Source organism: Methyloceanibacter sp. (genome assembly GCF_058506495.1).
Genome location: NZ_JBZMXT010000022.1, coordinates 13,631 through 34,551, shown reverse-complemented (window position 1 = coordinate 34,551; position 20,921 = coordinate 13,631). Strand labels below are relative to the sequence as shown.

The following is a 20,921-nucleotide window of genomic DNA, read 5'->3' as shown; positions in this document are numbered from 1 at the left end:
TGCATCGGCCGCGCCAATGCCGGCATCCACGAGAACTTCACCGTCCGCAAGATTTCTTATGGCGAGGGCGTGGAGCGCGTTTTCCCGATCCATTCGCCGCTGATCGAATCCATCGAGGTCGTGCGCCATGGCCGCGTGCGCCGGGCCAAGCTCTACTACCTTCGCGGCCGGCGCGGTAAGGCCGCGCGCATCCCCGAGCGTCGCGACACCCGTGACGTAAAGGGCAAGAAGGGACACAACTTCAAGGGCTTTACGAAGCCGAAGGGCGAGCCGGACGATCTCAAACTTATTGCTGGCATTACCGAGGATCTTGAGAAGAAGCTCAATAAGCTTGGGGTCACCAAGATCGAGCAAATCGCGACCATGAGCGATGACGCGATCGCCTATCTCTCGGACAAGCTCTCACTCGGCAGCCAGATCGAGGACGGGGACTGGAGCGGTAAGGCCATCGCTGCCATGGCGGAGATGACGGCCGATGAAGTCCCGGAGATCAAGGACGAAAGCGACACCGCAGAAGCACCAGCCGAGACCGAGACGACCGAAGCGGAACCAGCTGAGAAGAAGGACGCCTAGCGTCTCCGACGATGGACGGGGCGGCTTAAGGCCCGGCCGCCTTTTTAAGTCACCGATGCTCCCGCGGGCGGCTCTGCCCGGCACCCCTTCACAGGCGGCATCAGAGATTCCCGGGAACTGGAATTTCCGGATTCAATCGCTATGTCAGGCGTGAAGATCCGAAAGGTTGAGTTCAGAGCAATGGCAAAGCCCCGCACGCTATACGACAAAATTTGGGACGAACACCTGGTTCACGAGGCGCCCGACGGGACGAGCCTCATCTATATCGACCGCCACCTCGTGCATGAAGTCACGAGCCCGCAAGCCTTCGAGGGCTTGCGCATGGCGGGTCGCGACGTGCGCGCTCCCGAAAAGACGCTAGCCGTTGTGGACCATAACGTTCCGACCACGGACCGGTCCAAAGGCATCGACGATCCGGATTCGGCGATCCAGGTGGCAGCGCTCGCAAAGAACGCCGAAGACTTCGGCATAGACTACTACCACGAGCTAGATGAGCGCCAGGGCATCGTGCATGTTGTCGGCCCTGAACAAGGGTTCACCCTTCCGGGCACTACGATCGTCTGTGGCGACAGCCACACCTCGACCCACGGTGCATTCGGGGCGTTGGCTCATGGGATCGGCACGTCCGAGGTCGAACACGTGCTCGCGACCCAAACCCTGATCCAGCACAAAGCCAAGAACATGCTGGTGCGAGTGGAAGGCAAGCTTCCCGAGAATGTCACCGCGAAAGACATTATCCTCGCCATCATCGGCGAAATCGGCACCGCCGGCGGCACCGGCCATGTCATCGAATATGCAGGCGAAGCCATTCGCGACCTGACCATGGAAGGCCGGATGACCGTCTGCAACATGTCGATCGAAGGCGGCGCCCGCGCCGGGCTCATCGCGCCCGATCAGAAGACGTTCGACTACATCATGGGGCGCCCGCGTGCACCGAAAGGCGCTGCATTCGAAATCGCTAAGGCCTATTGGGAAACGCTCTATTCGGATGAAGGCGCGCACTTTGATTCTGAGATCGTCCTCAATGCCGGGAACTTACCGCCGATCGTTACTTGGGGCACGAGCCCCGAGCAGGTGGTCGCAATCGACGGCAACGTGCCGAACCCCGCCGATATCGTCGACGATTCGAAACGTCAGGCGGCCATTCGAGCGCTAGACTATATGGGCCTGAAGGGCGGCGAGAAGGTCACTGACATCACCTTGGATCGCATCTTTATCGGCTCTTGTACCAATGGCCGCATCGAGGACCTGCGCGCCGTGGCGAAGGTCGTGGAAGGCCAGCGCGTGAATGAGAACTTGAATGCGATGATCGTGCCGGGCTCCGGCCTCGTCAAACTGCAGGCCGAGGAAGAAGGTCTGGACAAAATCTTCACCAACGCCGGATTCGAGTGGCGCGAGCCGGGCTGCTCCATGTGTCTTGCCATGAACCCGGACAAGCTGGCCCCAGGTGAGCGCTGCGCCTCCACCTCGAACCGCAATTTCGAAGGCCGCCAGGGCCGTCTCGGCCGCACCCATCTGGTCTCGCCGCAAATGGCTGCAGCCGCGGCCATCGCTGGGCACTTCGTCGATATTCGCGATTTGCCGTAGAGCATTTGTGCGACCGCACTGGGCTTTCATGGAGACGCGGCATGACATCGCTGGTCCAAAAGAAGTTCGGTGAGGCAGCAGGTGACTACGCCTCCTGCGCGATCCATGCAGAAGGCCCCACGCTCGCTCGGCTGACGGAGCTGATTGACCCGCTTCCAACATGGCGGCAGCTCGACATCGCTACGGGGGCCGGACACACGGCGCTCGCTTTCGCCCCGAAGGTCGCGAAGTCGACGGCGACCGACATCACGCCAGAGATGCTGGCTGAGGTGAAGCGGCTTGCTAAGGAACGCCGCCTCACCAACGTTGTCACGCGCAAAGCCGACGCTCAGGACCTACCCTTCCCGGACACAAGCTTCCATCTCGTGACGTGCCGCTTGGCGGCGCATCACTTCCCGAAGCCGAAAGACTATGTGACCGAATCTGCGCGCGTGCTGATTCCCGGCGGCGTCTTTGCGCTGGTGGACAATGTCTCGCCGGACGATGTGGAAATTGCAGCCAAATACAACGCCTATGAAAAACTGCGCGACCCAAGCCATGACCGAGCGCTGTCAGTGAAGGAATGGTGCGCGCTTATCGACGAAGCGGGACTGCGGCTCTTATCGGCCGAGGTGATGGACCAAGACATCGGTTTCGACGCCTGGGTCGCCCGCATGCGCTGTTCGGACGACGTGGCAACTCTGTTGCGCGAGATGCTGGAAGCCAAACCGTTGCAAACACTGCTTAGGCCGCGCGAGACCGCTGACGGGCTTACCTTCACTTTGCGCGAAGCGATCATCCTCGCTAGCAAGCCCGGAGACCTTGGCCGGACCGCACCCCGTCCCCAAATAGCGTAGATGTATTCTCGCACGCACCCCAGCATTGACGATTTCGAGAGAATCGCGAATCGAACCTTCGCGCAGCTTCCACCGACCTTCCAGGAAATGACCAAGGAGGTCGTCATCCGAGTCGACGATTGGCCGACGTACGAGGTTCTGCGGAGCCTCAGCATCGACTCGCCCTTTGGGCTATTGGGCCTCTACCACGGCGTCGATCTCACGCGTCGAAGCGTGCTCGACGTCTCACCGCTGCCCGAAATGATCTTCCTCTATCGCCGCCCGATTCTCGTTTACTGGGAGACCCATGACGAAAGGCTAGAGGACATCATTGCTCATGTGCTGATCCACGAGATCGGGCACCACTTCGGCTTGTCCGATGACGACATGGAGCGGATTGAGGAGGAGGCAGCTGGCTAGCATGTGCGCGACGGCATGAAGCAGCGGAAATTCTTGGTCATTGTCTGGACACCATTCCGCTCTTACACTGCGAACAACATGGGGTTCAAAACAACTATAGTGGGGTGCTTGCTCCTGGCTGCCGCCGCCTTCGCGGGCGCAGTTGGCATTGCTCAGTCGGTCACTGCACAAGAGTTCGTCTTCCGCGGCGGCGGGGCCAAAGCACCGACCGTCGAGCAGTACATGGATCGGGCGGGCGCGCAGACCAAGGAAGTGCCGCACGGCGCAATGGTCATCGACGGAATTCCGGTCAATTGCGGGACACGGCCGACGGTTCTGAATCCGAAGTTCGATAGCTGGGGCGGCGCGTTTCCGGGCTTCCTCATCATGAACACCGCCAAAATCAAGGGCCTCTCAACACAGGTTAAGCTCTATATCTATTCTCACGAATGCGGGCACCAGTTCATCGGCGCGAGCGAGACAAAGGCAGACCTCTTCGCCATCCGCCGCGGTGTCAAATGGGGCTGGCTCGATGCTGAAGGAATGGAGGAGATCTGCACCTTCATTTCAAAGCTGAAGGGCAGTGCCGTGCATCCGCCGGGTCCGCAGCGCTGCAAGACCATGCGGACCTATTATCGGCAGTTGGTCAGCGGCTCCCAGCAGGCTAGTACTGGCGTCAGGCCGAATACGCTCGGTCCTTCCAACTAGCGACCACCACAACCAAAGACCAACTGCTTCTTTGCAGCCCAGCGTAGACGCGCTCCCGCGCCAGTAGAAACTCCGCTCGGAAACCTCTATATGGCTGACGGAATAGAGGTTGATTATGGAAAAGTTCACGACGCTCACGGGCATTGCCGCCCATCTGCCGATGATCAATGTCGACACCGACATGATCATCCCCAAGAACTACCTGAAGACGATTAAACGCACCGGCCTGGGCGAGGGTCTATTCGCCGAGCTGCGCTACGACGAGAACGGTGAGAAGCACGAGCATTTCGTGCTCCACAAAGAGCCCTACAACAGGGCTGAGATCCTGATCGCGGGAGAGAATTTCGGTTGCGGATCCTCCCGTGAGCACGCCCCCTGGGCGCTGCTCGACTTCGGCTTCCGCTGCATCATTGCACCGTCTTTCGCCGATATCTTCTACAATAACTGTTTCAAGAACGGCATTCTGCCGATCGTCCTCCCGAAGGAGGAAATCGACAAGCTGATCGATGATGCCGAGCGCGGCGACAATGCGCGCCTCACCATCGATCTAGATACGCAGGAGATCTCCGGCCCCGACGGCGGCAAGATCCCGTTCGACATCGATCCGCACCGAAAGCGCTGCCTGATCGAAGGGCTGGACGATATCGGCCTGACGATGGAGAAGGCTGAGCATATCGACCGCTTCGAAGAGCAGGCGGGACTCGCAAAGCCTTGGGTTTGACGGTTTGGCTTTGATTGCCCGGGTCCAAGCGCCTGTTCCGATAGTCAGGTTCCGACGCATCCTACTCGATCGATACTGGATCCGATTCCTGTTCGGCGACTGTCTTGCCGTCGCGGGTCACAGTCACCTTCGCGGTGTATTGCCGTTTTTGTGGCCAGCCGCCCGCGGGAACACCTGTTTTGCCGGCCTGTAGCAGCACATCAGTGTCGTCTTCCGTGACCTCGCGCACATTGTGCATCAGGGAATTGCCGTCTATCTTCAAATGGACCTCAATCTTGTCGCCCTTCTTGGCATGAGCGACCCAGCCATACGCGACACCCGGCGAGTTAAAGCGCGGCTTGGGCAGCGCCACTCGTTTCTTGAGGTCATCCTTGCTGACCTTTCGGTCGGCAAGCCCAAGGCTCACAATTGAAGTCTCGCGCGCGCCCTCCGCGGCCATGTCGTCAGCGACGGCCCAATTCGGCACGAACGCCACCAAAAGAAGTGTCAACAGCACCCTTGTCAGCATGTCCTACTCCCGCTACCCAAAACGCCGCCGGGGCGTTTCCGGCATTCTTCTTTGGATGCTTTAGCACAGGGCAAACGGAACTTCATGGCTTCATTCAAACTCCTTCTCCTTCCGGGTGACGGCATCGGCACTGAGGTCATGGACGAGGTCAGCCGCCTCGTCGACTGGGCGAACGGCACCGGCGTGATCAAGATCGAAACCGAGAGCGACCTCGTGGGCGGCTGCGCCTACGACGACCACGGCGAAGCCATTTCCGAGTCGGCGATGGCGCTGGCCCATGCGGCACACGCCGTCATGCTGGGCGCCGTCGGGGGGCCGAAATGGGACGGTGTGCCCTACGAAAAGCGCCCGGAAGCGGGTCTCTTGCGCCTCCGGAAGGATCTTGAACTCTTTGCCAATCTGCGCCCCGCAATCTGCTATCCGGCGCTGGCAGAGGCCTCATCGCTCAAGCGCGAGTTGGTCGAAGGTCTCGACATCATGATCGTGCGGGAGCTGACGGGCGGCGTTTACTTTGGCGAGCCCAAAGAAATTAAGGACCTGGGCGACGGGCAGAAACTCGCTGTCGATACCCAAATCTACCAGACATACGAGATCGAGCGGATCGCGCACGTCGCGTTCGACCTCGCCCGCAAGCGTGGAAACCTGGTGCACTCCGCAGAAAAGCGTAACGTGATGAAGACTGGCGTTCTTTGGAACGAGGTGGTCACTCAGGTCCACAGCGAGAACTATGCCGACGTAAACTTGGAGCACATTCTCGCCGACAACTGCGCCATGCAGCTTGTCCGGGCGCCCAAACAGTTCGATGTGATCGTGACCGACAATCTTTTCGGCGACGTTCTTTCCGATGAAGCCGCTATGGCCACCGGCTCCCTCGGCATGCTGCCTTCCGCCTCGCTCGGTGCGATGGACTCGGAGGGCAGACGGCCCGCCATGTACGAACCTGTTCACGGATCGGCGCCGGATATTGCCGGTCACGGTAAGGCCAACCCAATCGCCACCATTGCCAGCTTTGCCATGTGCCTGCGCTACTCGTTCGATCAAGGCGATCTAGCAGACAAAATCGAGTCGGCTATCGCTACTGTTCTTGAGCAAGGCTTGAGGACCGGCGATATTGCTCAAGAAGGCTGCAAATTGGTTGGAACCCGCCAAATGGGCGATGCCATTGTCGCGGCGGTCCAGCGTTCCAATTAGAGACCATGCAACACCCGTTCGCCTCTTCAATCTTAGCGCTTACCTTCTTGTTCACGTCTCCGTTCGCCTGGGGTGCTGATGCGGTCAAAGCCCCCGACGCCACCCCGATGCAGACGACTGGAGTAGAGCCCGCAGACGATGGGGCAACGATACAGGATGCCCAGGTCCTCGGCCCCCAGGTAAGTTCCAAGATTGAGGTCTCGCCGGAAGAGAGGGCCGAGAAGGCTGCACGCAAACTCTGCAAAATCGAGATTTGCGACATCATCGCGACGCGCGAGCCAATCGGCGAGGACATTACGTGCGACCTCAGAAAAACGTGGCACGCCGACAGCCTGACAAGGATGCTTGGCGATCAGTTTTCCTGGCCTTGGGGCAAGGCCGTTTGCCAGTCGAAACTCAGCCTGTCACGCGCGGACCTAGCCGCAGCGATGCTCGAAGCCAACACAACGATCAAGATGGACAAGTTTACCGTCTCTTGCAAACTGCACACCGGCGAGAGCGCGCCCTATATCTTTGAGGCGGAACTCGCACCCGAGGTCACCTTTAGAGGCGGCAAGGCTATTTCAGCCACCGTAAACTGGGGCGACGTTTCCGCACCGCTGGCCATCTATCCGGTCATCTATGCCGGCACAGGGCTCGACAACAGATCGAACCTGTTGGGCGCAGAGGTCGTCACTATGGTCAACGAGTTCACCGGCAAGAAGTGCGCTGCTGTGAAAGACGAGCTCCCCGGACGCCGTGTAAACTAGGTTCCCGCAAGGGTCGCCGCTACCGCTTTTGACTTTCCCCGCACGTTCCCATACATCCGCGCAAACAAAAGGTTCGCGCGGCAAAAGCTCGCCGCGTCGCCGGGTAGGAGTTGCGAGATGGGTTACAAAGTCGCGGTCATCGGCGCGACCGGCAATGTCGGACGCGAGATGCTCAACATATTGGCTGAGCGGGATTTCCCGGCAGACGAGGTCGTGCCCATCGCCTCTCGGCGGTCCGTCGGCACCGAGGTCTCGTTTGGCGATGCCCGTCTGAAATGCCGAGACCTTGAAACCTTCGATTTCTCGGGCATCGATTTCGCTCTGATGTCTGCAGGCTCCGGCATTTCCAAGGATTGGTCGCCCCGCCTTGGCGAGACGGGCTGCGTCGTTATCGATAACTCTTCCTGCTGGCGCTACGACCCCGATGTGCCGCTTATTGTGCCGGAAGTGAATCCAGATGCGATCGCAGGTTTCACCAAGAAGAGCATTATCGCCAACCCGAATTGTTCAACGGCGCAGCTGGTCGTTGTCCTAAAGCCGCTCCACGACGCAGCCAAGATCAAGCGCGTGGTCTGCTCTACCTATCAATCGGTATCCGGTGCAGGCAAGGAGGCGATGGACGAGCTCTGGAGCCAAACCAAGGGCATCTTCGTGACCGATCCTCCGGCGCCGGACAAGTTCACTAAGCAGATCGCCTTCAACGTTATCCCTCATATCGATGTCTTCCTCGATGACGGCTCAACCAAGGAAGAGTGGAAGATGGTGGCCGAAACGAAGAAGATCCTCGATCCAAAGATAAAGCTGACCGCAACCTGTGTGCGTGTGCCCGTATTTGTGGGGCACGCCGAGGCCGTGAATATCGAGTTTGAGGATGCGCTGAGCACTGAGGAAGCGCGCGAGGTATTGCGCGAGGCGCCGGGCGTACTTGTCGTCGACAAGCGTGAAGATGGCGGCTACGTCACGCCCGTTGAGTGCGTTGGCGACTACGCGACATTCGTCTCGCGCATTCGAGACGATCAAACCATCGACAACGGTCTGTCGCTTTGGTGTGTTTCAGATAATCTTCGCAAAGGGGCAGCCCTCAATACGATCCAGATTGCGGAAACCATGATCGAACGAAACCTGCTCAAAAAGGCGGCCTGAACGTTTTCAAAGGAAACCTGAATGGCGAGCGTGGGCCTCGATGGGCTTTGTCGAAGCGCCAGTGTCGAAACCCGCCTCTAATACTTGCGGTACGCGCCAAGCCCGGCCAGACTGGCGGCCAATAAACACAACACGCGAACGTCTAGGGGGGCTACGCATGACGACCGCAGCAAGCGCGGAGGCCGGAGGCTTATTCGGGTGGCTGGATCGGTCTCGCACAGTGGCAAAACCGGGCTTCAGCCGCTGGCTGGTGCCGCCGGCGGCACTATGTGTCCATCTCAGCATTGGCCAGGTCTACGCATTCAGTGTCTTCAACCTGCCGATGACAAAGTTGATCGGCATTACCGAGCCAGCACCTGGCGACTGGAAGCTCACCGAGCTTGGCTGGATCTTCTCCATCGCCATCGTGTTTCTCGGGCTTGCGGCAGCATTCACAGGGACATGGCTTGATCGGGTCGGGCCTCGTAAAGCGATGTTCACGGCCGCGTTGTGCTTTGGTGGCGGCTTTCTTGTTTCCGCCCTCGGCGTGCACCTACACCAGCTTTGGCTGATCTATCTTGGCTACGGCGTGCTCGGCGGCTGCGGCCTAGGGCTCGGCTACATTTCCCCTGTGAAGACGCTCATCACCTGGTTCCCAGACCGGCCAGGCATGGCGACAGGCATGGCCATCATGGGGTTCGGCGGGGGCGCCATGATTGCCTCGCCCCTGTCCGTGGCGCTGATGGACTATTTCTCAAGCCCCACGGATGTCGGCGTGGCCAGTACGTTCGTCACGATGGGCCTCATCTATTTGACGTTCATGATGATCGGCGCGGCGCTCGTCCGCGTACCCGCGCATGGTTGGCTCCCAGAGGGTTATGAGCCACCCGCGCAGCCCAAAAAGATGGTCACCAGTGCCCACGTCCACGTGGACGAAGCACTAAAAACACCGCAGTTCTATCTCCTTTGGGGTGTGCTGTGTCTGAACGTGACGGCCGGTATCGGCGTTCTGGGACAAGCCTCAGCCATGAGCCAGGAAATGTTCCCTGGCAGGATCTCGGCCGCGGCCGCGGCCGGATTCGTTGGTCTTCTGAGCCTCTTCAACATGATCGGCCGCTTTTTCTGGGCATCGACCTCAGACTATATCGGTCGGCGTAACACCTACATGATCTTCTTTGCGCTAGGCATGGCTCTCTATGCGGCCGTGCCTTGGACGGGGCATACGGGCTCGATCGTGCTGTTCGTGCTCTTCTATTGCGTGATCATGACGATGTACGGCGGCGGCTTCGCCACGATTCCGGCCTATCTGCGGGATGTGTTCGGCGTCCGTTATGTGGGCGCGATCCATGGCCGGCTCTTGACCGCTTGGTCGACCGCTGGCGTCCTTGGACCCGTGCTTGTCAACTATATCCGTGAGTACCAGATCAACCAGGGCGTGCCGAAGGCGGACGCCTATTCGGTTACCATGTACATCATGGCAGGCCTGCTGTTCGTCGGATTCATCCTCAATTGGCTGATGACGCCCGTGGACGAAAAGCACCACATGACAGAAGAAGAACTCAAGGCGTCGATGGAGACATGATGACCGAAACAGCCCACCAACAATCCGTCTCAGGTGCAAACAAGATCAAGCTGGTACTGGCCTGGGCTTTTGTAAGCATTCCGCTCCTTTGGGGTGTCTACAATACGTTGGACAAGGCCTCTCAGCTGTTCAGGTAGTTGTCAGACTCTGAACGAATGCCGGCTTCGAGAGCGCGAGCTTGCCTCGTAACCAACTGATTAGAATAGATATTATCTGTAAGAATCTGTTAATGAACCAGTCATGCGCTTCTCATCCCCGATCGCCATTATCTAAGAACGAAATTCACCGAACGAGTTCGAAGGAGACAATCATGAAAGAGTGGATGAAGCCTGAGATCACCGAGTCCGAAGCTGGCATGGAAGTTACTTCCTACCTCCCGGCTGAGCTCGACCGCGCTTAATTCGCGCTGATCTAGCACAACATGAATGGCGGCTCCCGCGATAGCGGCGCCGCCATTTTTTATTGTGTGAAGGCGCTTAGGCATCTGCTCCTTTTGACATTCGCCCGCTCCGGCGCCCTGTAGCAGGGTGACAGACCGTTTCTCCGAAACTAAGGTCCCGACCGCCAGGTGTCCCTCGCAACTGAGGCGCGCCACGGCCTAAGCACGACCAGAGTGATCGCAAGCAGCTATAAAGGGGCGCAACCATGCCTTGGGTGTATCTCTTTGTCGCCGGGCTTTTTGAGGTCGGCTTTGCCTCGGTGCTCAAGCTCACCGAAGGCTTCACGAGACTTTGGCCGACCCTGATCTTCACCGTTTGCATCGTTCTCTCGTTCGTCTTCCTTAACAAGGCGGTCAAGGATCTGCCAATCGGAACCGCATACGCGATTTGGACGGGAATTGGCGCAGTTGGCACTGTTATCGTTGGCATCGTCGTCTATAAGGAGCCTGTCACAGCGCTTCGCATGCTCTTCCTCGCGACGCTGATTGGTTCCATTATTGGATTGAAGCTCGCAACAACGACCACATGACACAGTCACAAAAGATCGACCGAACCGTCACCGGAAACTATTTCGAGGACTTCAAAGTCGGTGAAGAAATCGTGCACCCCACGCCACGCACAGTCACCGTCGGCGACGTCAGTTTTTACACGGCTCTGTATAGCGGCCGCTTCGCTGTTCAATCCTCAGACGCGTTCGCCCAGAGCATTGGCTATCCGTGCTCGCCGATCGACGACATCCTCGTCTTCCACTTCGTGATCGGAAAGACCGTCCCCGACGTGTCGCGCAACGCCATCGCCAATCTCGGCTACGCGGAGTTCCGCTTCCTCGCGCCGGTCTACCCAGGCGACACGATCGCTTCGACTTCCGAGGTGATCGGCGTCAAACAGAACTCGAGCGGAAAGAATGGAACTGTCTACGTTCGTACAACGGGGCGCAACCAAAATGGCGATCCTGTTTTGTCGTTCGCCCGCTGGGTCATGGTGGTCAAAAAGAACCTCGATCTCCCCGCACCCGAAACGGTTATTCCGGAATTGGATAAGGAGATCACACCCGAGACCCTCGGGAAGGCGCTACCGCCCCTAAAGCTTACGGTTTACAACTACGCGCTCGCAGGCTCCCCGCGGCGTTGGGTCGACTACGCGGTGGGCGACAAGATCGACCACGTGGATGGCCAAACCATCGAGGAAGCCGAGCACCAAATGGCGACCCGGCTCTACCAGAACACCGCGCGGGTGCACTTCAACCAGCATCGGGAGTCTCAGGAGCGCTTCGGCCGGCGCTTGGTCTATGGCGGTCACATTATCTCGATTGCGCGCTCGCTGAGCTTCAATGGCCTTGCCAACGCCTTCCATGTACTGGGGCTCAACGGCGCCCGTCATGCGGCGCCGTCATTCGCGGGCGATACGATCTATGCCTGGAGCGAGGTTTTGGACAAAGCCGAGCTGCCAGACCGATCGGACGCCGGCGCGCTGCGCCTTCGGACTTTTGCCGTGAAAGATCGTAACTGCGCGGATTTTCCCGGCGTGAAGGACGACGGCAAGCTCGAAGACGGCGTCGTGCTCGACATGGATTATTGGGTCGCGCTTCCGCGCTAGAGGAGCCGAACCACAGATCGCCTATGGCGTGATTACCAAATAGGCACTTGTCCCCGTCTCACTTCGTTAATGTAAACCTTCTGTAAAAGATTTCGGTTGCATTCTCAGCCCTCGGATTTTTGAGCAGCTTTCGGGGGGTTGCCCATGGCATGGGAAGGACCGTACGACGGATTTATGGGGGGCGTCGCCTACATCGTGGGCTCTCACATCTGGGAATCGCTTGACGGTGGCCAAACCTGGATCATGTCGAAATTCGTCGACGACGACGAAGCGTGCTACGAGATTGCAAAGCCCGCATAGAAACCTGATTTAGCTCAGAGTTTAGGGCCGGAGCCGCGCGCATCGGGCCCGGCGCACCAGACGTGAAAAGGTGCGCGTCGCTGTCGCCCCCGATTGCCCATGTCTTCTCGGTGCGATAAGAGAAGAGTGAACTGGGCAACACAAATAAAACTTTATGACAAATAAGCTTGAGGCGGAGCGGCCTCTATCTCCGCATCTGCAGATTTATCGGCCGATGCTGACGATGCTGATGTCTATCGCACATCGCATCACCGGCGCGAGCTTGGCGATTGGATTTGCGCTGCTAACCTGGTGGCTCGTAGCGACGAGCATGGGTCCTGACGCTTACAGTGTCGTGCAGAGCTTCTTCGGCAGCTTCATAGGCCGCGCGCTTCTCTTCGCATTCACCTGGGCGCTGATACACCACATGCTCGGCGGCATTCGCCACCTTATCTGGGACACCGGAACGGGACTCGACATTCCCACAGTCGAACGATTTGCTCTCGGCACCATCGTCGGTTCGGTGACCCTGACGGTCCTCGTCTGGCTGATCGCCTACTACGTCATGGGAGGGCTCTAACCATGGCAACACCGCTCAAGCGCGTTCGCGGCCTCGGCGCCGCGCGCCACGGGACAGAGACTTTCTGGCGCCAGCGACTGACGGCCGTGGCCAACGTGCCGCTCGTGATCTTTCTGATCTGGTTTGTCGTATCTCATGCAGGTGCAAGTTACGACAGCGTCAGGCAATCGTTATCGAATCCGATGGTTGCGGTGCTGATGCTCGCACTTATTTGGTCGTCGGCAATTCACATGCGTATCGGTTTACGGGAAATCATTGAGGACTACCTCCACAACAAACTGTGCAAGACGTCATCACTGATGCTCGCAACCTTCTTTGCCGCAGGTGTGGCCATCGCCTCGACTTATGCAATTATGAAAATCAGTTTCGGAGGCTGATGCGAAATGCCTCAAGACGCGACTCCCAATGCGCCGCACAATGCGTTCCACGTGAACGGTCGTGCTTACGAGATTACGGACCACGCTTACGACGTGATCGTGGTAGGTGCCGGTGGATCAGGTCTGCGCGCCGTTGTTGGTGCGAGCGAGGCGGGCTTGCGTACGGCCTGTGTCTCTAAGGTCTTTCCGACACGCTCGCATACGGTCGCGGCCCAAGGTGGCATCGCTGCGGCCCTCGGCAATATGGGGCCGGACGACTGGCGCTGGCATATGTACGACACCGTCAAGGGGTCCGACTGGCTCGGCGACCAGGACTGTATCGAATATCTTTGCCGCCAAGCACCCGAGGCTGTCTACGAGCTGGAGCATTGGGGCGTACCGTTCTCCCGCACCGAAGACGGCAAGATTTTTCAACGCGCCTTCGGAGGGATGACGACCGAGTTCGGCAAAGGGCAGGCCCGGCGAACGTGCGCTGCCGCGGACCGCACCGGCCACGCGCTGCTCCACACGATGTATGGTCAAGCCCTGCGCCACTCGGCGGAGTTCTTCATCGAGTATTTCGCACTCGATCTCATCATGGACGACGAAGGCGTCTGCCGCGGGGTCATCGCTATCGACATGGCGGACGGCTCGCTTCACCGCTTCCGCGGACACCAGACCATCCTCGCAACAGGCGGCTATGGACGCGCCTACTTCTCATGCACGTCCGCGCATATCTGTACCGGCGACGGCAACGGGATGGTGCTCCGCGCGGGGCTCCCCCTGCAGGACATGGAGTTTGTGCAATTCCACCCGACTGGGGTGTACGGCGCAGGCGTGCTCATCTCAGAAGGTGCGCGCGGCGAAGGCGGATTCTTGCGTAACTCCGAAGGCGAGAAATTCATGGAGCGCTATGCGCCCTCGGCTAAGGATCTAGCATCGCGTGACGTCGTTTCTCGCGCCATCACGCTCGAGATTCGCGAAGGCAGGGGACATGGTCCCGATAAGGACTACATGCACCTGCATCTGGATCATTTGGATCCAGACGTCTTCGAAGAACGCCTGCCAGGCATAACCGATCTCGCTCGTATTTTCGGCGGCGTCGATGCGCGGAACGAGCCAATCAAGATCATTCCGACCTGCCATTACAATATGGGCGGCATCCCCACCAACATGCATGGGGAAGTTATTTCGCCGAGAAATAGCGACCCTGACGCCACCGTTCCGGGATTGATGGCTCTGGGAGAAGCTGCCTGCGTGTCGGTCCACGGCGCCAACCGTCTAGGATCGAACTCGCTCATTGACTTGGTCGTCTTCGGCCGGGCAGCCGGCATTCGTTGTGCCGAACTCATCCCGCACGGATCGGCAATCCCGGATCTGCCTAAAGGAGCAGGTGACGCATCTATCGCGCGTCTCGATGGTTACCGCTATGCCGACGGCGGAACGCCGACCGCTGAGTTGCGGCTGGCCATGCAGAAAACGATGCAAAGGGACTGCTCTGTCTTCCGCACCAAAGACGTCTTGGAATCCGGCGTGACGAACATCAAGAAGGTGTGGGACGATGTGGCGGACATCAAAGTCACCGACCGTTCTCTCATTTGGAACACAGACCTGATCGAGACGCTGGAATTCGACAATCTGATCTCTCAGGCGGCTGTGACGGTGCAGGGAGCGCTTGCGCGGGAGGAGTCGCGTGGCGCGCATGCCCGTGAGGACTTCCCCAAGCGCGACGATACGAACTGGATGAAGCACACGCTGTCCTACGCGGACTACGGCAAGCACACTATTAAACTCGATTTCCGCCCCGTTCATACTTACACGCTGTCGAATGAGGTGGCCTATATCGAGCCGAAAGAGCGGGTTTATTAGGAACGCGGGTCGAGCCACGCAATTGTGGCGCGCGCAAAGGAAGAAGCTGAAATGGTCCAACTCACACTTCCCAAGAACTCGAAGATCAAGAAGGGCAAAGAGTGGAACCCGCCCGCCGTCGATGCCGAGCCGGACCGCTGGCGCGAGTACCGTGTCTATCGTTATGACCCGGAGGGAGGCGAGAACCCGCGCGTCGACACCTATTGGGTCGACACGGAAGATTGCGGTCCAATGGTCTTGGACGCGCTACTGTGGATCAAGAACAACATCGACTCGACGCTGACGTTTCGGCGCTCGTGCCGCGAAGGCATCTGTGGGTCGTGCTCAATGAACATTGACGGCACCAACACGCTGGCCTGCACCATGCACGCCGAGGATACAAAGGGTGCGGCGATTGCGATCTATCCCCTGCCCCACATGCCCGTGGTTAAGGACCTCGTCCCGGACATGACCCGGTTCTATGCCCAGCACCGGGAGATTGAGCCCTGGCTCAAGACCGACAGCCCAACGCCACAGAAGGAATGGCGCCAGAGCCATGAGGACCGTGACAAACTTGACGGGCTTTACGAGTGCATTCTCTGTGCATGCTGCTCGACCGCCTGCCCATCCTATTGGTGGAATGGCGACCGTTATCTCGGCCCGGCCATTCTTCTGCAAGCCAATCGCTGGATTGAAGACTCGCGCGACGAACGCACCGGCGAGCGCCTGGACGATTTAGAAGATCCGTTCCGACTCTATCGCTGCCACACGATTCTCAACTGTACCAAGGCGTGCCCCAAGGGGCTTAACCCGGCAGCTGCGATCGCCAATATCAAGCGGAAGATGGTCGAACGCATGTAGCGTTCGACGTGTGCCTCTCACTCAGCAACGGTCGATGATGCCGCCGGTTCGCTGTGGCTGGTGCGTGGCTAGCCTGCACAACGCGGCAGCGAGAAGACGCATGTCGGCAGCGGCGCCCGTTTCAACTTTGCCTGTTTCTCGGGATCTTTTTCGGCCTGCCAGGCATAGGGGCTGCGGGCCTCTTTGTGCGCATAGTTCACACGGATCAGCTTATCGTTTTTGAATGTCAGGCTGGCCGTACAGGTCGCGTCCTTTGGCGTACCGCCTGGGACTGGCCCTGCCCCTTTGTAATGGTAGACGAGCGTCTCCGCGCCGCCGGTGGCAGGAATCCGTGATCGCGGCTGCCCGGCGCACTGCAAGACTTGCTGCCGGCTCATCCCGATATACGGCTTGCCGTAGTCGACGCGCGTAAGGTCCTTGATGGCTTGCTCCGGTCCGGAGAAGCCCCCGGTGCAGCCAGAGGCACTCAGCGCCGCCACTGCAGTGGCCAACACAGGCCCAATCGATCTTGCCGCGAAAAGTTCCCGAAAAGCACCCAAGTTCATGTCTTCCCATAGCGCCAAGTACGGCGTAGCGCGAGATTGCGGGGGCTTTGGGGCACCTTATCGGCCAACAACCACAGACTCTCTCTGGCCAAGCGCGCAATCTTGACTATTGTGCGCCCATGATCCCAAACAAGACAAAGCACGCTTTCGCGGGCACTTCGCTTTTCGTGGCGTTTCTACTGAGCATTTCGATGCTTGAGGCTCATGAGCCCAGCCCGGCGCCAAAGATCGACTCCCAGCATGTGGTGACGGAACCGCTTGCGGGCGATCCCGACAAGGAAATCGACATCAAGATCTACACGTTTCCCCCCCACAGCGCGACGCCCTGGCATATTCACCAGGACTCGGTCGAAATCGCGCACATGCTTCAGGGGTCGATCATGCTAGAGAAGACAGGCAAGCCGTCCTACGAGGTTGCCGAGGGAGAAACAAATATCCTTCCGCCAAACGTGGTTCATCGCGGCTGGAATCCGAGTGATACGGAGGCAGCCACACTCTACGTCGTTCGGATAAAGCCCCAGGGCGCACCGCTGGCGACGATCGTCTCGCCCCCGACCGACGCAGGGGGGGCGCCGTCCGAAAGCAACTATCCGGAAGACGAATAGCCGCAGCCCGCTCTTGAAAAATGTCGGTAGGGACCCGTCCAGCTATTGCGCGCTGCTACGCTTGACTAGCGCATAGAGGCCGGCGCTCCAGGCAAATACCACGACAACCCAATAGAAGACCTTCGCGGAAGTGCCGAGTTCCATGCCCAGCGCTGATCCTTCGAACGTCCCAAATCCGGCGACAACTGTGTAGAACGCGGCGAATGCCAAGACGAATGCTGTGGCGTAACGAGGCCGGAAGAAGCCGATGAAGGTGCCCACAAGCCCCCAGACGAAGTTCACAACAGCCTGTATCGGATTCAGGCGGAAGCCGGGGGGAAAGCTGTTTGGATCGGTGCCGAAACCGTAGACGGCATAGGAGACAAGCATAATCCCGCCGAGTGCCAGAAAATAGCTCGCGCAACGCGCGGCCCAAACCACGAGTGGCAGGGGCGGGGTCGCATCCAGTTCCTCATCGGTTGGTGCGCGACGCTCCTCGTCACGTTCGGACCCTGAGCCCGAATCCGGCTTGGAGCCGCTCTTAGCGGGGTGGTCGCCAGTCATCGCCCCTCTCGGACTGCCACTCGGAAATGCAGACTAGCCCCTATTGCGCCCGACTGCGAACCAAAGATACGACCGATGCGTTCCGCGACCTTGCGCGCGGGCGCGATTGCATCTAACCAACGTGGTCGTAGCGGTTGAATAGTGACGGCGCGGACGCCAGGACTGCGCAAGTCGGGAGGGTAAAGTCATGGCGCGTAACAAAATTGCATTGATCGGTGCTGGCCAAATCGGCGGCACACTCGCTCACCTTGCCGGCATTCGGGAGCTCGGCGAAGTTGTTCTCTTCGACGTCGTCGACGGCGTACCGCAGGGCAAAGCTCTCGATCTCTCGCAATCCGCGCCTGTCGAAGGTTATGTCCCCAAGTTCAAGGGCGCTAACGAATACGCCGATATCAAAGATGCCGACGTCGTGATCGTCACGGCGGGCGTCCCGCGCAAGCCGGGCATGAGCCGCGACGACCTCATCGAGATCAATCTGAAGGTTATGGAACAGGTGGGCGCGGGCCTGCGCAAATATGCCCCGGAGGCCTTTGTCATCTGCGTGACCAACCCGCTCGATGCGATGGTTTGGGCCCTTCAGAAGACCTCTGGGCTTCCGCGCAACAAGGTCGTGGGTATGGCCGGCGTGCTCGACAGCGCCCGGTTCCGCTTTTTCCTCTCCGAAGAATTCGACGTGAGCCCCCAAGATATCCATACGATGGTTCTGGGTGGCCATGGCGACACGATGGTTCCGCTGATCCGCTACTCGTCTGTCGCGGGCATCCCCTTGGCCGACTTGGTCAAGATGCGTTGGATCACGCAAAAGCGCTTGGACGAGATTGTCCAGCGCACGCGCGATGGCGGCGCCGAAATCGTTGGTCTGCTAAAAACGGGGTCCGCTTACTACGCTCCGGCCGCCGCGGCACTCGACATGGCGGAATCCTACCTGCACGACAAGAAGCGGGTGCTGCCCGCCGCGGCCTACCTGAACGGCGAGTACGGCGTGAAAGGTATCTATGCCGGGGTTCCTGTGATCATTAGCGCCAAAGGCGTCGAGCGCGTTATCGAACTCGATCTGACCTCTGCGGAAAAAGACGCCCTGTTACATTCCGTGCAAGCCGTCAAGAATCTGGTCGAGATCTGCCAGCGCATTGCCCCCAACCTCGCCGCTACCTAAGCACGCCAAGTCCCACGTCCGGAGAAATCTATGAACATTCACGAGTATCAGGCCAAAGATCTTCTGGAGGCCTATGGCGCACCTGTGGGAAAGGGCATCGTTGCCACGAGTGCGGATGAGGCAGTCGAGCGGGCCAAGGCGTTAAATGGCGACGTTCTTGTCGTGAAGGCCCAGATTCACGCAGGCGGCCGCGGAAAGGGTGGCGGCGTCAAGCTCGTGAAGACCATTCAAGAGATGCACGCGGAAGCCAACAGAATGCTCGGCAAACCTTTGGTCACACCGCAGACTGGCCCGCAGGGCCGCATTGTGCGCAGCGTCTATGTGGCCGAAGGGACAGACATCAACCGCGAACTCTATCTGTCGCTTCTCGTTGACCGGTCCACCGGCCGCATCGCCTTTGTTGCTTCGACAGAAGGCGGTGTGAACATTGAGGAAGTGGCGGCGGAGACACCCGAGAAGATAACGACGATCGATGTCGACCCCGCGTCGGGACTGAGCGGTTTTCATGGCCGTGTAATTGCCGACGCGCTTGAGCTGAAGGGCGACCTTGCCAAGCAATGCGGCAAACTCGTCAAGACTCTCTACACGCTCTTCACCGAGAAGGATGCGAGCCTCATCGAGATTAATCCGTTGGTCGTGACCACGGACGGCCAGCTCCAATGTCTCGACGCGAAGATGGCATTTGAAGACAACGCTCTCTTCCGTCACCCAGACATCGAAGCTTTGCGCGACTTGCACGAGGAAGATCCGGCCGAAGTTGAGGCCTCGAAATACGACCTCTCCTACGTCAAGCTCGACGGGAACATTGGCTGCATGGTCAACGGCGCTGGCCTCGCAATGGCGACCATGGACATCATTAAGTACTATGGCGCCGAACCAGCAAACTTCTTAGACGTTGGAGGTGGTGCGACGACCGAGAAGGTCACCGCAGCATTCAAGCTGATCCTCTCCGATCCGAGTGTAAAGGGCGTCCTCGTGAATATCTTCGGCGGGATCATGCGTTGCGACACGATTGCGGAGGGGATCATTGCTGCCGCAAGAGAAACGAATATCGGCGTTCCGCTCATCGTGCGTCTGGAAGGCACCAACGTCGAGCAAGGTAAGAAGCTCTTGGCCGAATCCGGTCTCGATATTATCCCGGCCGACGACTTGGACGATGCCGCCAAAAAGGCCGTCGCAGCAATCGGGGCTGCTTAACACGACATCGCCCAAGAATACCTGTCACAAATCCTTCCTCAAACCGGCTTAGCTTTTCATCATGTCAGTTCTCGTCGATAAGAATACGCGCGTCATTTGCCAGGGTTTCACCGGATCCCAAGGCACATTTCACACCGAACAAGCCATTGCCTACGGCACAAACATGGTAGGCGGTGTGACGCCCGGAAAAGGGGGCACGACGCACCTTGATCTCCCCGTCTTCGACACGGTTCGCGAGGCTGTTGAAGCGACCAACGCGACAGCGTCGGCGATCTACGTACCGCCACCCTTTGCGGCGGATGCCATTCTCGAAGCCATCGATGCCGGCATCGAACTTGCGGTCTGCATTACCGAGGGTGTCCCTGTTCTCGACATGGTCGAGGTCAAGCGCGCGCTCATTGGCTCAGGCACAAGGCTGATTGGCCCGAACTGCCCGGGCATTATCACGCCGGGTGAATGCAAGATCGGCATCATGCCAGGGCACATCCATACACCTGGACGCGTGGGGATCGTGTCCCGATCCGGCACGTTGACCTACGAGGCCGTTGCACAAACTACCGCCGTCGGGTTTGGTCAGACCACCTGCATCGGGATTGGCGGCGACCCGGTTAACGGGACGAACTTTATCGACGCACTCGCACTGTTTCTCGAAGACGACGCCACCGAGGCGATCATCATGATCGGTGAGATCGGAGGCAGCGCCGAGGAAGAGGCTGCAGAGTTTCTCGTGAAAGCCGGCAACCAAAAGCCAATCGTTGGTTTCGTAGCCGGTGCAACAGCTCCCCCAGGACGCCGCATGGGACATGCAGGTGCCGTAATTTCAGGCGGAAAGGGTGACGCGAAGAGCAAAATTGAGGCAATGCAAGATGCCGGGATTGTGGTGTCCCACTCTCCTGCGGCACTTGGAACAACGCTTGCAGAGATATTCAGCTAAGGGTGCGCCGGGCGTCAAACGCTCGC

The 20,921-nt window shown here is 59.0% G+C and carries 26 protein-coding genes and 1 pseudogene; 24 read left to right on the top strand and 3 right to left on the bottom strand.

The features are described 5' to 3' along the window. The 7 genes and pseudogenes from rplS to leuD form a co-directional block, all read left to right on the top strand. Positions 1–234, top strand: a pseudogene (rplS, locus tag AC33YF_RS06180) (50S ribosomal protein L19); the annotation flags it as partial. A gap of 54 nt (positions 235–288) precedes the next feature. Continuing rightward, positions 289–573, top strand: a complete 285-nt coding sequence (locus tag AC33YF_RS06175; RefSeq protein ID WP_491776327.1) for a helix-hairpin-helix domain-containing protein — start codon at positions 289–291, stop codon at positions 571–573. Between the two features lie 180 nt (positions 574–753). Then, positions 754–2,160, top strand: coding sequence for a 3-isopropylmalate dehydratase large subunit (leuC, locus tag AC33YF_RS06170; protein ID WP_491776324.1), 1,407 nt, complete (start codon positions 754–756; stop codon positions 2,158–2,160). A 41-nt stretch (positions 2,161–2,201) separates the two neighbouring features. Continuing rightward, the gene (locus AC33YF_RS06165) at positions 2,202–2,996 is read left to right on the top strand and encodes a class I SAM-dependent methyltransferase (RefSeq protein WP_491776323.1); all 795 of its coding nucleotides are present in this window, start codon (positions 2,202–2,204) and stop codon (positions 2,994–2,996) included. Then, complete coding sequence (locus tag AC33YF_RS06160; RefSeq protein ID WP_491776322.1) at positions 2,997–3,395, top strand: metallopeptidase family protein; 399 nt, start codon at positions 2,997–2,999, stop codon at positions 3,393–3,395. A 15-nt stretch (positions 3,396–3,410) separates the two neighbouring features. After that, complete coding sequence (locus tag AC33YF_RS06155) at positions 3,411–4,082, top strand: hypothetical protein (RefSeq protein WP_491776321.1); 672 nt, start codon at positions 3,411–3,413, stop codon at positions 4,080–4,082. Between the two features lie 115 nt (positions 4,083–4,197). After that, positions 4,198–4,803, top strand: a complete 606-nt coding sequence (leuD, locus tag AC33YF_RS06150; protein WP_491776320.1) for a 3-isopropylmalate dehydratase small subunit — start codon at positions 4,198–4,200, stop codon at positions 4,801–4,803. A gap of 61 nt (positions 4,804–4,864) precedes the next feature. On the opposite strand, the gene AC33YF_RS06145 is transcribed toward leuD, so the two are convergent. Then, positions 4,865–5,311 carry a hypothetical protein gene (locus AC33YF_RS06145; protein WP_491776319.1) on the bottom strand — a complete coding sequence of 149 codons (447 nt, stop codon included), beginning with the start codon at positions 5,309–5,311 and terminating at the stop codon, positions 4,865–4,867. 84 nt (positions 5,312–5,395) lie between these two features. On the opposite strand from AC33YF_RS06145, the gene leuB reads away from it, so the two are divergent. From leuB to AC33YF_RS06080, 13 genes are all read left to right on the top strand, one after another. After that, positions 5,396–6,502, top strand: coding sequence for a 3-isopropylmalate dehydrogenase (leuB, locus tag AC33YF_RS06140; RefSeq protein ID WP_491776318.1), 1,107 nt, complete (start codon positions 5,396–5,398; stop codon positions 6,500–6,502). A gap of 5 nt (positions 6,503–6,507) precedes the next feature. After that, positions 6,508–7,251, top strand: a complete 744-nt coding sequence (locus AC33YF_RS06135; protein WP_491776317.1) for a hypothetical protein — start codon at positions 6,508–6,510, stop codon at positions 7,249–7,251. A 117-nt stretch (positions 7,252–7,368) separates the two neighbouring features. Further along, positions 7,369–8,394, top strand: a complete 1,026-nt coding sequence (locus tag AC33YF_RS06130) for an aspartate-semialdehyde dehydrogenase (RefSeq protein ID WP_491776316.1) — start codon at positions 7,369–7,371, stop codon at positions 8,392–8,394. A gap of 157 nt (positions 8,395–8,551) precedes the next feature. Further along, positions 8,552–9,955, top strand: coding sequence for an L-lactate MFS transporter (locus AC33YF_RS06125; protein ID WP_491776315.1), 1,404 nt, complete (start codon positions 8,552–8,554; stop codon positions 9,953–9,955). Beyond that, positions 9,955–10,092 carry an MFS transporter small subunit gene (locus AC33YF_RS06120; RefSeq protein WP_491776314.1) on the top strand — a complete coding sequence of 46 codons (138 nt, stop codon included), beginning with the start codon at positions 9,955–9,957 and terminating at the stop codon, positions 10,090–10,092. Before AC33YF_RS06125 ends, AC33YF_RS06120 begins: the two co-directional genes overlap by 1 nt. 173 nt (positions 10,093–10,265) lie before the next feature. Further along, positions 10,266–10,355 carry a pyrroloquinoline quinone precursor peptide PqqA gene (gene pqqA / locus AC33YF_RS06115; RefSeq protein WP_491776313.1) on the top strand — a complete coding sequence of 30 codons (90 nt, stop codon included), beginning with the start codon at positions 10,266–10,268 and terminating at the stop codon, positions 10,353–10,355. Positions 10,356–10,600: 245 nt separating this feature from the next. Then, positions 10,601–10,924, top strand: a complete 324-nt coding sequence (locus AC33YF_RS06110) for a DMT family transporter (protein WP_491776312.1) — start codon at positions 10,601–10,603, stop codon at positions 10,922–10,924. Then, positions 10,921–11,991, top strand: coding sequence for a MaoC family dehydratase (locus AC33YF_RS06105; RefSeq protein ID WP_491776311.1), 1,071 nt, complete (start codon positions 10,921–10,923; stop codon positions 11,989–11,991). Before AC33YF_RS06110 ends, AC33YF_RS06105 begins: the two co-directional genes overlap by 4 nt. A gap of 144 nt (positions 11,992–12,135) precedes the next feature. After that, entirely contained in the window at positions 12,136–12,291 is a 156-nt protein-coding gene (locus AC33YF_RS06100) for a hypothetical protein (protein ID WP_491776310.1), read from the top strand. 154 nt (positions 12,292–12,445) lie between these two features. Beyond that, entirely contained in the window at positions 12,446–12,850 is a 405-nt protein-coding gene (gene sdhC / locus AC33YF_RS06095) for a succinate dehydrogenase, cytochrome b556 subunit (RefSeq protein ID WP_491776309.1), read from the top strand. A 2-nt stretch (positions 12,851–12,852) separates the two neighbouring features. After that, a complete protein-coding gene (sdhD, locus tag AC33YF_RS06090) occupies positions 12,853–13,227 on the top strand; it encodes a succinate dehydrogenase, hydrophobic membrane anchor protein (protein WP_491776308.1) in 375 nt (124 codons plus the stop codon). 6 nt (positions 13,228–13,233) lie between these two features. After that, positions 13,234–15,075: a succinate dehydrogenase flavoprotein subunit gene (gene sdhA / locus AC33YF_RS06085; RefSeq protein ID WP_491776307.1), complete on the top strand. Its 1,842-nt coding sequence runs from the start codon at positions 13,234–13,236 to the stop codon at positions 15,073–15,075. Between the two features lie 51 nt (positions 15,076–15,126). Further along, on the top strand, positions 15,127–15,915 hold the full coding sequence (locus tag AC33YF_RS06080) for a succinate dehydrogenase iron-sulfur subunit (protein ID WP_491776306.1): 789 nt from the start codon (positions 15,127–15,129) through the stop codon (positions 15,913–15,915). A 68-nt stretch (positions 15,916–15,983) separates the two neighbouring features. On the opposite strand, the gene AC33YF_RS06075 is transcribed toward AC33YF_RS06080, so the two are convergent. Further along, positions 15,984–16,478 (bottom strand): hypothetical protein, encoded by a 495-nt coding sequence (locus AC33YF_RS06075; protein WP_491776305.1) that lies wholly within the window; start codon positions 16,476–16,478, stop codon positions 15,984–15,986. Positions 16,479–16,579: 101 nt separating this feature from the next. Here AC33YF_RS06075 and AC33YF_RS06070 point away from each other — a divergent pair, with 101 nt between their 5' ends. Then, positions 16,580–17,065, top strand: a complete 486-nt coding sequence (locus tag AC33YF_RS06070; protein WP_491776304.1) for a cupin domain-containing protein — start codon at positions 16,580–16,582, stop codon at positions 17,063–17,065. A gap of 42 nt (positions 17,066–17,107) precedes the next feature. On the opposite strand, the gene AC33YF_RS06065 is transcribed toward AC33YF_RS06070, so the two are convergent. Continuing rightward, entirely contained in the window at positions 17,108–17,608 is a 501-nt protein-coding gene (locus tag AC33YF_RS06065) for a hypothetical protein (protein WP_491776303.1), read from the bottom strand. Between the two features lie 187 nt (positions 17,609–17,795). Between AC33YF_RS06065 and mdh the strand changes: the two genes are divergently transcribed. The 3 genes from mdh (at position 17,796) to sucD (ending at position 20,895) form a co-directional block, all read left to right on the top strand. Further along, positions 17,796–18,764 carry a malate dehydrogenase gene (gene mdh, locus AC33YF_RS06060; RefSeq protein ID WP_491776302.1) on the top strand — a complete coding sequence of 323 codons (969 nt, stop codon included), beginning with the start codon at positions 17,796–17,798 and terminating at the stop codon, positions 18,762–18,764. 30 nt (positions 18,765–18,794) lie between these two features. Beyond that, on the top strand, positions 18,795–19,961 hold the full coding sequence (gene sucC, locus AC33YF_RS06055) for an ADP-forming succinate--CoA ligase subunit beta (RefSeq protein ID WP_491776301.1): 1,167 nt from the start codon (positions 18,795–18,797) through the stop codon (positions 19,959–19,961). 61 nt (positions 19,962–20,022) lie between these two features. Continuing rightward, positions 20,023–20,895 (top strand): succinate--CoA ligase subunit alpha, encoded by an 873-nt coding sequence (gene sucD, locus AC33YF_RS06050; RefSeq protein WP_491776300.1) that lies wholly within the window; start codon positions 20,023–20,025, stop codon positions 20,893–20,895. The last annotated feature ends 26 nt before the right edge of the window (positions 20,896–20,921 follow it).

Coding starts and splice junctions, on each gene's coding strand:
- leuC (WP_491776324.1), top strand. CDS start 754: ATGGCAAAGCCCCGCACGCTATACGACAAAATTTGGGACGAACACCTG.
- AC33YF_RS06165 (WP_491776323.1), top strand. CDS start 2,202: ATGACATCGCTGGTCCAAAAGAAGTTCGGTGAGGCAGCAGGTGACTAC.
- AC33YF_RS06160 (WP_491776322.1), top strand. CDS start 2,997: ATGTATTCTCGCACGCACCCCAGCATTGACGATTTCGAGAGAATCGCG.
- AC33YF_RS06155 (WP_491776321.1), top strand. CDS start 3,411: ATGAAGCAGCGGAAATTCTTGGTCATTGTCTGGACACCATTCCGCTCT.
- leuD (WP_491776320.1), top strand. CDS start 4,198: ATGGAAAAGTTCACGACGCTCACGGGCATTGCCGCCCATCTGCCGATG.
- AC33YF_RS06145 (WP_491776319.1), bottom strand. CDS start 5,311: ATGCTGACAAGGGTGCTGTTGACACTTCTTTTGGTGGCGTTCGTGCCG.
- leuB (WP_491776318.1), top strand. CDS start 5,396: ATGGCTTCATTCAAACTCCTTCTCCTTCCGGGTGACGGCATCGGCACT.
- AC33YF_RS06135 (WP_491776317.1), top strand. CDS start 6,508: ATGCAACACCCGTTCGCCTCTTCAATCTTAGCGCTTACCTTCTTGTTC.
- AC33YF_RS06130 (WP_491776316.1), top strand. CDS start 7,369: ATGGGTTACAAAGTCGCGGTCATCGGCGCGACCGGCAATGTCGGACGC.
- AC33YF_RS06125 (WP_491776315.1), top strand. CDS start 8,552: ATGACGACCGCAGCAAGCGCGGAGGCCGGAGGCTTATTCGGGTGGCTG.
- AC33YF_RS06120 (WP_491776314.1), top strand. CDS start 9,955: ATGACCGAAACAGCCCACCAACAATCCGTCTCAGGTGCAAACAAGATC.
- pqqA (WP_491776313.1), top strand. CDS start 10,266: ATGAAAGAGTGGATGAAGCCTGAGATCACCGAGTCCGAAGCTGGCATG.
- AC33YF_RS06110 (WP_491776312.1), top strand. CDS start 10,601: ATGCCTTGGGTGTATCTCTTTGTCGCCGGGCTTTTTGAGGTCGGCTTT.
- AC33YF_RS06105 (WP_491776311.1), top strand. CDS start 10,921: ATGACACAGTCACAAAAGATCGACCGAACCGTCACCGGAAACTATTTC.
- AC33YF_RS06100 (WP_491776310.1), top strand. CDS start 12,136: ATGGCATGGGAAGGACCGTACGACGGATTTATGGGGGGCGTCGCCTAC.
- sdhC (WP_491776309.1), top strand. CDS start 12,446: ATGACAAATAAGCTTGAGGCGGAGCGGCCTCTATCTCCGCATCTGCAG.
- sdhD (WP_491776308.1), top strand. CDS start 12,853: ATGGCAACACCGCTCAAGCGCGTTCGCGGCCTCGGCGCCGCGCGCCAC.
- sdhA (WP_491776307.1), top strand. CDS start 13,234: ATGCCTCAAGACGCGACTCCCAATGCGCCGCACAATGCGTTCCACGTG.
- AC33YF_RS06080 (WP_491776306.1), top strand. CDS start 15,127: ATGGTCCAACTCACACTTCCCAAGAACTCGAAGATCAAGAAGGGCAAA.
- AC33YF_RS06070 (WP_491776304.1), top strand. CDS start 16,580: ATGATCCCAAACAAGACAAAGCACGCTTTCGCGGGCACTTCGCTTTTC.
- AC33YF_RS06065 (WP_491776303.1), bottom strand. CDS start 17,608: ATGACTGGCGACCACCCCGCTAAGAGCGGCTCCAAGCCGGATTCGGGC.
- mdh (WP_491776302.1), top strand. CDS start 17,796: ATGGCGCGTAACAAAATTGCATTGATCGGTGCTGGCCAAATCGGCGGC.
- sucC (WP_491776301.1), top strand. CDS start 18,795: ATGAACATTCACGAGTATCAGGCCAAAGATCTTCTGGAGGCCTATGGC.
- sucD (WP_491776300.1), top strand. CDS start 20,023: ATGTCAGTTCTCGTCGATAAGAATACGCGCGTCATTTGCCAGGGTTTC.